The organism is Paraburkholderia oxyphila NBRC 105797 (assembly GCF_000685075.1).
Taxonomy (GTDB): domain Bacteria; phylum Pseudomonadota; class Gammaproteobacteria; order Burkholderiales; family Burkholderiaceae; genus Paraburkholderia; species Paraburkholderia oxyphila.
Genome location: NZ_BAYD01000009.1, coordinates 73464 through 85640, shown reverse-complemented (window position 1 = coordinate 85640; position 12177 = coordinate 73464). Strand labels below are relative to the sequence as shown.

The window sequence follows — 12177 nt, the reverse complement described above, 5'->3', positions numbered from 1 at the left end:
ATCTCCCTAGCCGGCTTTGGACGCCTGCGGGAGCGTCCGGAGTCAGATCACGTGCGGGCCGTACGGCCTGGCGTTGTCGAACGGCGTGACTTCGTGAAAGTGCGAGTAGTCCATGATGCTCACGCCGTCCACCTCGGTGATCAGATCGACGTAGCGGTGCTGCCAGCGGATCTGCGAATCCGACCAGATGTGGCGCGCCTGCATGATCTGCGCGGTCGACTCGTCCGAGCCTTCGATCACGACGTGCAGCGCCGCGGTCTGGCGCGCGAGCGATTCGGCCGTGGCGCCGAACAGCGGGCTCGATTCGTCGATGATGTGCATGAGGTTCCAGCCGAGCGTGAAGAGCGGATGCTCCGAGCGCACGAGCTTGAGGTCGTAGATGCGCCGCGCGGTGTAGCCGTCCGAGGAGGTCTCGACGCGGATCAGGCGCAGCTTCGCCTGCGCTTCGGCAATCACGTTCTGGCGCGCGTTGGCGGCGCGCACCATCAGCGTCATGCGGCCTTCGATCGGATGCACGACCACCTGGTTGGCGAACAGGATCTTCGCGCGCGGGCGCGAGAAGCGCGCGAAGATAAGTCCGGTGGCCAAGGCGATGCTCGACATGCCCACGAAGATCTCGAGCGTCGCGACGAGGTGGGCGTAGATCGTTTGCGGATGCATGTCGCCGTAGCCGACCGTGGCGAGCGTCTCGACGCTGAAGAAGAACGCGCCGAGGAAGCCGTGCGGGTACTGGTTGGCAATGGGCGCCGTGCCCAACAGATAGAGGCACGCGAAGACGCCGTTGAGCAGGATGAAGAGGCCGGCGAGCGAGGCGAAGAACGTGAGCCAGCGCATCGTGAGCGCGAAGTGATAGAAGTCGCGCCAGGTCTGCACGGGCATGCCGTAGACGAGAATCTTCCGCGAGCCGAAATGCAGCTTGCGCGGTATGCCGTGGCGGGTTTCGGGCTCTGGCGCCTGCGCGGAGGATGTCGCCGTGGCGGAGGCCGCCGCGGTGGAGACCGGCGGGCACAGTGCGTCGGTCGAGGTTTCCTCGGGTTGCTCATCCGCGTCCCTGGCGGCCGGCGCATGCACTGCGGAGGCGTCCTGCGCGGCCGGCTCGTTGGCATTCTCGTATGCGTTGCGCTCCGGCATTTCGGGTGTCATGGTGGTCGCTTCTTCGGGGGGCGAAATGAGGAGCCAAGCGTAGCAATCCCCGAGAAACCGGACAAGCGCGCACGCGCGCAGCGGCTCTGCGCGAGATCAAGCGAGCATTCGGAGGCGGGCGCTGCGCCCGCGCCGGTCACGGAAACGCGTGCGGCTTCGGAATGCCAGCGCCGTGTTCGATGTCGGCGATGGCCTGGCGGTGCGCGGCGTCGACGGCCACTGCGGGCGCATCGAAGCCCTCGTTGCCGCCTATCGTGACCCACTGCTGCACGGGCTTGTCGCGATGCGTGATCTGATATTCGGCGTCCCAGCGCGCGCCCTGCAGTTCGAGCGGGTGCACGTGGATGGCGTAGACGCCATAGAGAAAGAGCTGTTCGGCCATGTTCATCTCCTGTCGACCAGAGCGGGTGCGACGCACTTTTTCTGGTCCCATGCACAGCAGCCGGTCAGAGCCCGCTACGGGTATGAGCAGGCCCCGGGTCAAACCCGTTCGCGCGCGAGCGCCGACCCATTGCGGGGGCGCGCGTGAAGAGGGCCTTCGAGGACGGGATCGCCGCCCCGCGCGGTTCGCGCTTGCCTCGCTTGCACCTTACAGTTCGAGCTCGCCAAGGATGCGGTGCGCGAGCGCCTTGGCTTCTTCCAGAGCTTCTTCGGGCGTCCCCGAGGCGCCGTCCACTTCGTAGACCGCGTTCTCGAGTTCTTCGCCGTCGTCGCGCGCCAGGGAGACCAGGCCCTGGTACTGGCCGGCGTTCATGGGTCGCACAGAGGCGACTGCCGTGTAGATCCCCTTGGTGTAGGTGACGTCGTCCATAGCGAACTCCTCGTGGAAGGAAATTCCATGCTAGCACGTTGACCAGACCGCTGCGGGGCACGCATGTGACGCTGACGCGGCGCTTTCATGTCAGCCGTGCGCCGCGCATCGGACGCGGCGCACGAGCAGTCGGTGCCGTCGTTGTAAGACGCCCGCCCGCACGCGCGGGCGAGCGCGCTAGTCCGCGAGCAGTGCGACGACTTCGTCGAGCGTGGGCGAATGCGCGCCGGGCCGGCGGCATGCCGCGGCGCCCGCCGCGAGCGCGAACGCCAGATGTTGACGCCAGTCGCGCTGGGGCGCGCTCATCAGGCTGAAGAGCAATCCGCCGATGGAGGCGTCGCCCGCCCCCACCGTGTCGGCGACTTCGACGCGCGGCGGGGCCGCCTCGATCACTGCGTCGCCGGCATAGAGCGTCGCCGCTTGCGCACCGCGCGTGACGAGCAGTGTGGCCGCTGGATTCAGCTCGCGCAGGGCCGTGATAGCCTCTGCTTCGCTTTTATCGGCGAACAGCATGCGCAGGTCTTCGTCGGACACCTTGATGAGATCGGCGAGCGCGGCCATGCGGTGCAGGATCGGCTCGTAGCCGTGCGCCATCAGATTGCGGTAGTTCGGGTCGAAGCTGATCTTCACACCCGCCGCGCGCAATTCGGCCGCGAGCGTCGCGAGCGTTTCGCCGAGCGGCTGGCGCACGAGGCTGATGCAGCCGAAGTGCGCCCACTTCGCATGCGCGCGCCAGCCTTCGGGCAGCTTCGCGGGATCGAAGGCGAGGTCCGCGCTGTTATCGCCGATGAAGTAGTACGCGGGCGGATGCGTCTGGTGCACGATCGCGAGCAGCGGCGCGCGCCCGACGCGCTGCATGAAGCGCATGTCGAGGCCGGCGGCGACGCTCGCGTTCCAAAGCTCGTCGGAGAAGTTGTCGGTGCCGAGCGCGCCCGCGCACGCCGTGGGCAGACCGAGGCGCGCCACTGCGCGCGCCACGTTCCAGCCCGCGCCTCCAGGGTGTGCGCGCCAGTGCGAGTCCATGCCCGGCGCGGCCGATGTGTGTGCCGTGCCTTCGGGCGCGGGGCCGCGCACCAGATCGGTGAGGATGTCGCCCGCCGAAATAAACGCGGGGAAGCCGGAAGAAAAGTCGGGGCCAGTGCTGCAGGTGCTCATCGCGTGTTCCTTCGCCTGTTGCGTCGCTGTTGCTTCGTTGTTGCGTCGCGTTTGTGTCGATGTTGCTTCGATCTTGCGCCGTGATGCTTTCAGTCGCTTACGATGCGCGGCCGTCGGTGCCGTTCGCCTGCGCGAAGGCTGTCTCGCGTCCGGCCTCGTGCCCGATAGCGGGCGCCATGCCGCGGCCCGGCAAGGCGTTCAGGACTTCGTAACAAGCGCCCATCGTGTGGTAATCGGTCTTGCCCGCAGGGCTTTTCTCGTCGCTGTACTTGCGGTTGTCGCAGGTGAGGATGCGATACCACGCACCGTAGCGATGATCGACGAAATGCGCCCAGCTGTAGCGCCAGAGCTCGTCGTACCAGTCCCAGAAGCGTTCATTGCCGGTGCGCTTGCCGAGCAGCGCGGCGGTTGCGAAAGTCTCGGCCTGCACCCAGAAGTACTTGTCGTGGTCGCACACCGTGCCGTCCGGGCCGAAGCCGTAGTAGAGCCCGCCGTGATCGTCGTCCCAGGCATGCGCCATGGCTGCATCGAACAGTTCGATCGCGCGCGGCAGCAGCCACGGCAATGGGCGATGGCGCTCGAGGATCAGGAGCAGCTTCGCCCATTCGGTCTGGTGCCCCGGCTGGAAGCCCCACGGACGAAAGATGTTCGAGCTGTCCTCTTCGTTGTAGTGCCAGTCCACCGACCAGTCGGCGTGAAAGTGCTCCCACACGAGCCCTTGCGAGAGCTTCGCCTGGCGCAGCGTGATGTTCGACGCGACGCGCTCCGCGCGGTCGAGATAGACGAGGTGGCCGGTTGCCTCGTAGGCGGCGAGCAGCGCCTCGGTGGTATGCATGTTCGCGTTCTGGCCGCGATAGCTCGACACGAGCCAGTCCGCGTTTGCTTCGTCGGCGTAGAGGCCCGCCGCGCCGTCCCAGAAGCGATGCTCCATCAGCTCGAAGGTGGCGGCGATCATCGGCCGGGCTTCTTCGATGCCCGCCATCGCCGCGTGCGCGTACGCGAGCAGCACGAAAGCGAGGCCGTAGCAGTGGCGCGTGGCGTCGAGCGTGTGCTTCTTGCCGTCGCGCCATTCGAGCTCCCAGTCGTAGCCTTCGTGATGCGGGTCCCAGTGCGCCTCGCGCAGGAACTGCAGGCCGTGGCGCGCGTATTCGAGGTGGAGCGGGTCGCCGAACTCGCGGTAGGCCATCGCGTAGTTGAAGACGAAGCGGCAACTGCTCACGAGGTGGCGCGAGTGGGCGTTGTAGACCGAACCGTCGTCGCGGAAGTAATGGAAGAAGCCGCCCGAGCGGTCGAGCACGTTGGGCGCGTAGAAGCGCAGCGTGTCCTCGACATGACCGAGCAGGAACGCGCGGTCGCGAAAGCTCGCGACGGCGGGAGCTATGGCGCCCGCTTGCACGTTTGCGTGGGCCGCCTGGTCCTGTTTGGCCGGTTGGGCCTCGTGGGATGGGGCGGCGTTTGAAGGCTTCGTCATGGCGTTCTCGTCTTGGCTTGGCGTGACTGACTAGGCTTGGTGGGGCTTCAGCAGCGCTTCGTGTGCTTCGTGGGCGGTCGGCGCGGCGCGCAACGGCGCGCTCATGGCAACCGATGTCGCAGCCGGTGCGGTAACCGATGCGGTACCCGATGTAGCAGCCGACATGCGCTCACTTGCAACCGTGCTCGCACGCTCGACGAGCCGCACGGGCAGCACGATTTCGCTTGTCTCGGGCGCTTCTTCGAGCAGCAACTCGACGCCGCGGCGGCCGAGCGCTTCTTTGTCGACAGCGATCGTCGAGAGCGCGGGCGCGGCGTGCGAGGCGCCGGGGATGTCGTCGAAGCCGACGATCGCGATGTCCTGCGGCACGCGCAAGCCATTGGCCTGGCACACGCGCATCGCGGCGAGCGCGGCGGCGTCGTTGTAGGCGAACACGGCGTCGGGCAACGGGCCGGAAGAGCGGCGCGCGGCGTCGAGCAGGCGTTGCATGGCGAGCGCCGCGCCGGTATCGGGATCGAGCCCGCCGTCGATGCTGGTCTCTAGCGACGGATCGAACAGCAGCCCCGCTTCGAAGAACGCGCGCCGGTAGCCGAGCGCGCGCTGCGCGATGCTGTAGTGCGCGAGCGAGCCGCCGATGAATGCCACGCGCCGCCGCCCCAGGCTGAACAGATGATGCATCGCGAGCGCGGCGCCCGCGGCGTTGTCGATGTTCACCGAGCGCAGGCCCTGCGCCCACAGGTCGATCAGCACGAGCGGGCGCTGCAGCGCGACCATCGCGGCGAGCGTCTCCGGTTCGACGAAGCCCGCCACGGCGATGGCGTCGGGCGCGTGCAGGCGCAGCTGCTGGATGGTGTCGTCGGCGGGGCCGACGGTGAGCAGCGCGGGCACGATGCCGTGCTCACGGCAGGCGTCTTCCACGCCGTGCAGGACGTGCGAGAAGAACGGGCTCGCGGCGAAATTGTTGTGCTGGCGGTGCAGCAGGAAGGTGAGGCGGCGGATGCGCGGGCGCAGTTGCCCGCAGTCGTAGCCGAGCGAGCGCGCGACTTCGACGATGCGCGCGCGCGTGAGCTCGGATAAGCCCGGCTGGTTCTTCAGTGCGCGGGAGACCGTGCCGATCGACACGTTGGCCGCCTGCGCGACGTCACGAATGGTTGTCGCCATGGTTCCTGTCTGCGCTAGCTGACGCCGCGCGGCGGGCGTGCCCGGGGTGTGCACAGAGGGTGCGCGCCGCGATATGGTCAGGTGTGCGGCGATTGTATAGTAAAAATATGGCCGCATAACGTTGACCAGGGTCTAAAAACCCCCGGAAATACCCGTAATGACTTGAATAAACGTAAATTTACATGTTTAGTAAAAACCACTAAACAAAACTGACCGGGAACGGCAATTGCGGGGTGTCGCGAGTGATCGTTCGACTTGGAGTTCTCTTGCAAGGTATTTCTCTACTGCTCTTTCTGGACTTGCTGTTGGTCGCCTCCGTGCCCGCATGGCCGTACAGTCGCACATGGGGCTACGGACCGTCCGGCACCGTGTGCGCCGGCTTGATCGTCATGTTGTGGCTCGTGCTGACCGGGCAGGTTTAGGTCATGTTTGCTGGGCTGAGAGGCCGGTAGAAGGGGCATGTGCGGTATTCGCAAGCCAAAGCGGCTGCCGCTGATATACATCACGTCATACGCGCGTTTGCTCGCTGACAATCGGGCGAAGGCTGATGTCCTTCGCAGTGCCGTCGGGCGATGTCTTCAGAGCCGTTCAATTCGGCGCCGGCAACGACCCTCAAAGCGAGCCTCACTAGCCATGACCGTAAGCGTCGAAGCAATTCAAAGATCCATCTGCGCTTCGCTATGCGCCGACGTCAGGGTCGTGCAGCAGGAGGGGGGCTTGTTGTACGTCGGCACGCCTTTCACGTTCGGCGATGGCGATGCCTATGCGATCTATCTTGAGGCGTTGCCGACAGGCGGATTCCGAATTACCGACCTGGGTGGCGCGCTGATGCGCCTCAGCTACGACAACGACCTCGCAAAATTGAAGAAAGGCACGCGCGGCAGGGTCTTTCGTCAGATCGTTGCGGAAATCGGTCTTCAGGAGGAGGACGGCGAGTTGTACCTGGACAGTCCGGCGGACCAATTGGATGCGGGCATCTTCCGGATTGGTCAGGCCATTACGCGCGTTCACGAGCTGACGTTCCTGAATCAGGTGCGAGTGAAGAGCGCGTTCTACGAGGACCTGAAGCGCAAGCTTGGAGCCTGCGTCCATGCGGACTCGATCCACGAGCACTATCTCGTGCCGGCTCTCGTAGACGCGGCCAACTATCCCGTGGACTTCTACGTGGAAGGTTTCGCGAGGCCTTTGTACCTTTTCGGCGTCGCGACCAGAGAAAAGGCCATGCTGACGACCACCATCCTTCAGCACCTCAATGCCGCGAAGCTGGATTTCCGGTCCATGGTGGTATTTCAGAACTCGGCGGAGATGCCGGCGCGAGATATCAGCCGGCTGATGAACGCGGCCAACGACATGATCTCCTCACTGGACGCAGACGAAGCCTTCGAACGAAAGCTGCGCGCCTTCGTCTAGCGCGGCGTTGCCGCGCCATTCTCATCCGAAGTTTGGCCCTGCTTACTGCCGCCCAGCCGCCGCCGCCTGCTCGCTGCGGCCGGCGCGCGACTCGTCGCCGGCTTCGGCGCGCTCGGCGCTCATATCCCGGGCGCCCCAGCGCTGAGCGAGCGACGCGCACACCATCAGCTGGATCTGATGGAACAGCATGAGCGGCAGCACCACCGCGCCCACGGCATTCGACGCGAAGATCACCTTGGCCATCGGCACGCCGGCCGCGAGACTTTTCTTCGAGCCGCAGAAGATGATCGTGATCTGGTCGGCGCGCGAGAAGCCGAGCTTCTTGCTCGCGAACATGGTGGCGGCGAGCGCCAGCGCGAGCAGCACTGCGTTGACCACGACCAGGCCGCCGAGCGCCGCAAGCGGCGTGTGGTGCCAGAGGCCTTCGTTGATTGCCTCGGAGAACGCCCCGTAGACCACCAGCAGGATCGAGCCCTGATCGACGAACTTGAGCAAGCCGCGGTTGCGCTCGATCCAGCGCCCGATCACGGGCCGCAGCAATTGCCCCGCGACGAACGGCACGAGCAGCTGCAACACGATATTCCAGACGGTATGCCAGGCCGACGTGCCGCCCGCGGCCTGATTCGTCACGACGAGGCTCACGAGCGCGGGCGTGACGAAGATGCCGATCAGGCTCGACGCCGACGCGCTGCAGACGGCGGCGGGCACGTTGCCGCGCGCGATCGAGGTGAACGCGATGGACGACTGCACGGTCGAGGGCAGCGTGCACAGGAACAGCACGCCCATATAGAGCGCTGGCGTGACGAGCGGCGAGAGCACCGGCTTGAGCACGAGCCCGAGCACCGGGAAAAGGACGAAGGTGCTCGCCAGCACGACGATGTGCAGGCGCCAGTGCGTGGCGCCCGCCACGATCGCCTCGCGCGAGAGCTTGGCGCCGTGCAGGAAGAACAGTAGCCCGACGGCTACGTTGGTGAGCCAGTTAAAGGGCGTCGCGGCCTGGCCGTGCACGGGCAGGAGGCTGGCGAGCGTCACCGTGCCAATGAGGCACAGCGTGAAGTTATCGGGCAGGAATTTCGGACGGGCCATCGGAGAATCTCAAGTGCGCATCGCGGCACGCTTCGTTCGATCAGGGCGCCACGGGGGAATCGGGATCTCTATTGTCGCGGCAAGCCGATTGAAAAAGCAAATTCATTTGAAGAATCGATTAATGAGTGCGGCGCATGAACCGGCGGCACTCAGGACTCCCCGGCACGATGTGGTTGGCGCGAGACAACCGGCGCAAACTCGCATCGCCGGGATTCATTCGTCATGCAAAAGACCGGGCACCAAGTACGACGAAAGCGGCGCGCGCCGATGACCCGAAAAGCCGCGCCGGCTGGGCTTCCGGCAGCCCATTCGAAGCGGTTCTCAAGCATGAAACAGGCCCGCACGAAGTGTCCCCAAAGACCGAAAAATCGTGAGGTAACATGGTGTTACAACCCTTCCGAGGGCATAACACTTTTTGGCTCGACACCCTTTCAGGACGCCCATAAATTACCGTCAAGGAACGTTCAAAAACCGTTGCGGCAGCAATCGTTGCGCGACACGCGTGCGCTTCCCGGAACGGCCCGCCATGGCCCGAATGGCGGTAAGCCATGCTGAACGTCGGGCAGGTGATCGACACAATGCGCGCAGGGTTGTTACGGATGGGACAGTGGATCGTGGGGGCCGGATTAGCGGCCCTCGTCGCGTTCGCCCATGCCCAGCCTGCGTTTGTTGCTCACGGTGGTGGCGGCTTTCAGGCCCCGCCCATGATGCACCAGGCACCGCGTGCGGCCATGCCCATGCAATGGGGCGGCCAGCGCGGCGTCGCGCAGCGCGGGGGGTACGGCGGCGCACCGGGCGGGCGATACAGCACGGGACCGATGCGCGTGGCTGACCAGGGCGGCTGGCGCGAGCGCCAGGGCGCCCGCCAACCGGAGCGTCGCGCAGGCAACGCCAACAGCAGTCCGTCTGGCGATCCCTATGGCAATGGCTTCGGCGGCTATCACGGCCCGATTCAGCCCGTGAGCGCGGAGACGCGCCAGGTGCCCCATCCGCCGGCCGATTCGCCGGTCCGTGCCGGCTCCATTCGCGAAGACGTCGCGCGCTACAACGAGGAGCGCGGCGCCTTCCGCCCGTTCCCGCGCAACGGGGGCGACGTGCCCCGTCCGCCGATGCCGGCACCGTATCGCAATTAATTTTGTAGTTAGACCGGGAAAAGCAACTAACTGCACAGCCGAACCCACGGGCGCATGCTGATGTGTCCGTCGTATCACTCAGAACGCGCGCATCTCGGCGCGCGTTCTCGCCTCTCTCCCGTCCTTTTTCCCGTCGCTCCTCCCCCTCCGAGTCTCAAAACTGACGCGTGGATACCACACTTTTTGGGAAATCTCTCGTCATACAGTGCCCTTTCATCATCAAATCTCGGCTTCGTTAAGGGGGCGCCTTTTCGGCGTGGCCGAGAAGCAGCAAAAACCGGGCCGAGGTCCAGTTCATGCGGCCCGCGAGCCAGTTGCCTGTCATGCTGCGCTGCGTCGAAACGGGCGTTGCAATCCGTCGAGCCGGGGTTTGCCGACAGCAATCTAATCGGGCCGATATACCGGCGATAACAATCAATATTTTTGTCCATGAAAATGGTCCGCAAAGATGGTTCCCGCCCAGAACGGCCACGCCTGCGAACGACGAGATAACAAACGGTTTGCGCGAGCGCCAAAGCCGCCAATCATCCTTTTTGACAAAGAGACAGGAGAACCCATGAAAAAAGTCGTCAGCCACGTGCTGCGTACGCCTCTCAAGGCGGGTGTCATTGCAGCCGTGCTTGCCGCCGCTTCGTCGTCGGCATTCGCGCAGTCGAGCGTCCAGCTCTATGGTCAGGTCGACGAGTGGGTCGGGGCAACGCGCTTCCCGGGCGGCGATACGGCCTGGAATGTCGGCGGCGGCGGCATGTCGACGTCCTACTGGGGCTTGAAGGGCGCTGAGGATCTGGGCGGTGGCTACAAGGCGATCTTCACGCTGGAAAGCTTCTTCCGCGCGCAGAACGGTCAGTATGGCCGCTTCGAAGGCGACACCTTCTTCGCGCGCAACGCATACGTCGGCATCGAATCGCCGTACGGTACCGTCACCGCGGGCCGCCTGACGACGCCGCTGTTCGTTTCGACGATTCTGTTCAACCCGTTCATCGATTCGTACACCTTCTCGCCGATGGTGTACCACGTGTATCTCGGGCTCTCGACGTTCCCGACCTACACGACCGACCAGGGCGTGGTGGGCGACTCGGGCTGGAACAACGCGATCCAGTACTCGACGCCGAACTTCAACGGCCTGTCGGGCACGGCCATGTACGCGCTCGGCAACGAGGCTGGCGAAAACGGCAAGAAGAAGTGGAGCGTCCAGGCGCTGTACTTCCATGGCCCGTTCGCGGCCACGGCGGTCTATCAGTACGTGAACTTCAACAACACGCCGGGCGACATCGGCAGCATCGTGAGCGGCGACACGACCATCGTCGGCCTGCGCAGCCAGGGCGTCGCACAGGTGGGCCTGTCGTACGACCTGAAGTACGTGAAGTTCTTCGGCCAGTACATGTACACGAACAACAACAGCGACATCAGCAGCTGGCACGTGAACACGGCGCAGGGCGGCGTTTCGGTGCCGGCCGGCCCGGGCACGATCATGGCCTCGTACGCTTACTCGCGTGACAGCGGCGGCCTGAACCAGACGCACAACACGGCGGCGCTCGGCTACGACTACCCGCTCTCGAAGCGCACCGACGTCTATGCGGCCTACATGTACGACCACTACGACAACATGTCGTCGGGCCAGACCTACGGCGTGGGCCTGCGCACCAAGTTCTAAGCGCCAGCGCGTCTGAAGCAGCAAACACAAAACCCCGCGCTATTCGCAGCGCGGGGTTTTTTTGCGCCCCCAGCGACGGCGCGGCTGCGCGTTTGACTACCCAATATTGATAAAGCGCGCACAATCTTGGCGATTGTTTCCTGATTAACCCGATTTTTGCGGAAAGAACGGCGCGATGGATACCCTCGTCAGCATGAAAGTGTTCCGGCACGTGGTGGAGGCGGCGAGCTTCGTCGCCGCGGCCGAGCGCATGGGCATGTCCGCGGCCATGGCGAGCAAGCATGTGATGCATCTCGAGCAGCAGCTCGGCGCGCGCCTGTTGAACCGCACGACACGCCGCGTCGCCCCCACCGAGGCGGGCCGCGAATACTACGAGCGCGTGGCCCAGGCGCTCACCGAGCTCGACGAAGCCGGTCAGGCCGTGGGCGCCGCGAGCGTGGTGCCGCAGGGGCGCCTGCGCGTGTCGTCGCTCACGGCGTTCGGGCTGCGCCACGTGATGGGCGCGGTGGCCGACTACGCGGCGGATTTCCCGCAGGTCACCGTCGATATCACCCTCTCGGACCGCGTGGTCGAGCTGATCGACGAAGGCTTCGATGTGGCGATCCGCGCGTCGCCTTCGGGGCTGAAGTCGTCGTCGCTGATCGCGCGGCCGCTCGCCACCGCGCACATCGTGTTGTGCGCCGCGCCCGAATATCTGCGCCGCCACGGCGTGCCGAAGAGCGTCGCCGATCTCGCGCAGCACAAGTTCGTGCATTACGCGGGCGCCTCGGCGGCCGAGCTCGCACCGTTCGCGGAAGGGCATGCGCGCCCGAAGCCGGGCGGCAATCTGATTGTCAATCACTTGGAGGCGTTGCGCGTGGTGCTGCTGCAGGGCGGCGGGCTCTCGATGCTCGGCACCGAAGTAATCGGCGATGACATTGCGCAAGGCCGCCTCGTGCCGCTGCTCGTCGATGAGCTGCCACCACGCGAGCTGCCGATTTATGCCGTCTACGCGAGCCGACGCCATCTTTCGGCGAAGGTGCGCTCGTTCGTGGATTTCCTCGCGGAGCGCTTTGGCGAGCGCGCGCTCTGGCCGGGCGTCGAAGAGATCCGCGAGGCGGCGGCGCGGGCGGTGCCGCCGGCACCACCGAGGCCACCCGGTAAGCCGGCCTGA

At 65.3% G+C, this 12177-nt stretch carries 12 protein-coding genes and 1 pseudogene; 5 read left to right on the top strand and 8 right to left on the bottom strand.

Annotated elements, in window-relative coordinates; translation table 11 throughout:
* Positions 1 to 42 precede the first annotated feature (42 nt).
* The 6 genes and pseudogenes from BO1_RS50145 to BO1_RS50135 form a co-directional block, all read right to left on the bottom strand.
* Positions 43 to 1143 carry an ion channel gene (locus tag BO1_RS50145; RefSeq protein WP_245643735.1) on the bottom strand — a complete coding sequence of 367 codons (1101 nt, stop codon included), beginning with the start codon at positions 1141 to 1143 and terminating at the stop codon, positions 43 to 45.
* Positions 1144 to 1279: 136 nt separating this feature from the next.
* Complete coding sequence (locus BO1_RS08400; RefSeq protein WP_028217187.1) at positions 1280 to 1525, bottom strand: hypothetical protein; 246 nt, start codon at positions 1523 to 1525, stop codon at positions 1280 to 1282.
* Positions 1526 to 1732: 207 nt separating this feature from the next.
* Positions 1733 to 1954, bottom strand: coding sequence for a hypothetical protein (locus BO1_RS08395; protein ID WP_028217186.1), 222 nt, complete (start codon positions 1952 to 1954; stop codon positions 1733 to 1735).
* A 177-nt stretch (positions 1955 to 2131) separates the two neighbouring features.
* Positions 2132 to 3109 (bottom strand): carbohydrate kinase family protein, encoded by a 978-nt coding sequence (locus BO1_RS08390; protein WP_028217185.1) that lies wholly within the window; start codon positions 3107 to 3109, stop codon positions 2132 to 2134.
* Positions 3110 to 3206: 97 nt separating this feature from the next.
* The gene (locus BO1_RS50140) at positions 3207 to 4580 is read right to left on the bottom strand and encodes an AGE family epimerase/isomerase (RefSeq protein WP_245643734.1); all 1374 of its coding nucleotides are present in this window, start codon (positions 4578 to 4580) and stop codon (positions 3207 to 3209) included.
* A 153-nt stretch (positions 4581 to 4733) separates the two neighbouring features.
* A pseudogene (locus tag BO1_RS50135) lies at positions 4734 to 5858 on the bottom strand (LacI family DNA-binding transcriptional regulator); the annotation flags it as partial.
* 149 nt (positions 5859 to 6007) lie between these two features.
* On the opposite strand from BO1_RS50135, the gene BO1_RS57200 reads away from it, so the two are divergent.
* Positions 6008 to 6163 carry a DUF3309 family protein gene (locus BO1_RS57200; RefSeq protein ID WP_043284159.1) on the top strand — a complete coding sequence of 52 codons (156 nt, stop codon included), beginning with the start codon at positions 6008 to 6010 and terminating at the stop codon, positions 6161 to 6163.
* A gap of 295 nt (positions 6164 to 6458) precedes the next feature.
* Positions 6459 to 7151: a DUF1828 domain-containing protein gene (locus tag BO1_RS08370; RefSeq protein ID WP_167338322.1), complete on the top strand. Its 693-nt coding sequence runs from the start codon at positions 6459 to 6461 to the stop codon at positions 7149 to 7151.
* A 42-nt stretch (positions 7152 to 7193) separates the two neighbouring features.
* Here the strand turns inward: BO1_RS08370 and BO1_RS08365 are convergent, their stop codons facing one another.
* On the bottom strand, positions 7194 to 8237 hold the full coding sequence (locus tag BO1_RS08365) for a bile acid:sodium symporter family protein (protein WP_028217183.1): 1044 nt from the start codon (positions 8235 to 8237) through the stop codon (positions 7194 to 7196).
* A 704-nt stretch (positions 8238 to 8941) separates the two neighbouring features.
* Between BO1_RS08365 and BO1_RS08360 the strand changes: the two genes are divergently transcribed.
* On the top strand, positions 8942 to 9370 hold the full coding sequence (locus BO1_RS08360) for a hypothetical protein (protein ID WP_052409396.1): 429 nt from the start codon (positions 8942 to 8944) through the stop codon (positions 9368 to 9370).
* A 235-nt stretch (positions 9371 to 9605) separates the two neighbouring features.
* Here the strand turns inward: BO1_RS08360 and BO1_RS58900 are convergent, their stop codons facing one another.
* A complete protein-coding gene (locus BO1_RS58900) occupies positions 9606 to 9947 on the bottom strand; it encodes a hypothetical protein (RefSeq protein WP_156992179.1) in 342 nt (113 codons plus the stop codon).
* Between BO1_RS58900 and BO1_RS08355 the strand changes: the two genes are divergently transcribed.
* Positions 9927 to 11024 (top strand): porin, encoded by a 1098-nt coding sequence (locus BO1_RS08355; RefSeq protein WP_028217181.1) that lies wholly within the window; start codon positions 9927 to 9929, stop codon positions 11022 to 11024. The genes BO1_RS58900 and BO1_RS08355 overlap by 21 nt on opposite strands.
* Positions 11025 to 11199: 175 nt before the next feature.
* Entirely contained in the window at positions 11200 to 12177 is a 978-nt protein-coding gene (locus tag BO1_RS08350) for a LysR family transcriptional regulator (RefSeq protein ID WP_028217180.1), read from the top strand.

What these genes read in the sequence shown, in the direction of transcription:
- BO1_RS50145 (WP_245643735.1), bottom strand. Translation starts at nt 1,143, where the DNA reads ATGACACCCGAAATGCCGGAGCGCAACGCATACGAGAATGCCAACGAG.
- BO1_RS08400 (WP_028217187.1), bottom strand. Translation starts at nt 1,525, where the DNA reads ATGGCCGAACAGCTCTTTCTCTATGGCGTCTACGCCATCCACGTGCAC.
- BO1_RS08395 (WP_028217186.1), bottom strand. Translation starts at nt 1,954, where the DNA reads ATGGACGACGTCACCTACACCAAGGGGATCTACACGGCAGTCGCCTCT.
- BO1_RS08390 (WP_028217185.1), bottom strand. Translation starts at nt 3,109, where the DNA reads ATGAGCACCTGCAGCACTGGCCCCGACTTTTCTTCCGGCTTCCCCGCG.
- BO1_RS50140 (WP_245643734.1), bottom strand. Translation starts at nt 4,580, where the DNA reads ATGACGAAGCCTTCAAACGCCGCCCCATCCCACGAGGCCCAACCGGCC.
- BO1_RS08365 (WP_028217183.1), bottom strand. Translation starts at nt 8,237, where the DNA reads ATGGCCCGTCCGAAATTCCTGCCCGATAACTTCACGCTGTGCCTCATT.
- BO1_RS08360 (WP_052409396.1), top strand. Translation starts at nt 8,942, where the DNA reads ATGATGCACCAGGCACCGCGTGCGGCCATGCCCATGCAATGGGGCGGC.
- BO1_RS08355 (WP_028217181.1), top strand. Translation starts at nt 9,927, where the DNA reads ATGAAAAAAGTCGTCAGCCACGTGCTGCGTACGCCTCTCAAGGCGGGT.
- BO1_RS08350 (WP_028217180.1), top strand. Translation starts at nt 11,200, where the DNA reads ATGGATACCCTCGTCAGCATGAAAGTGTTCCGGCACGTGGTGGAGGCG.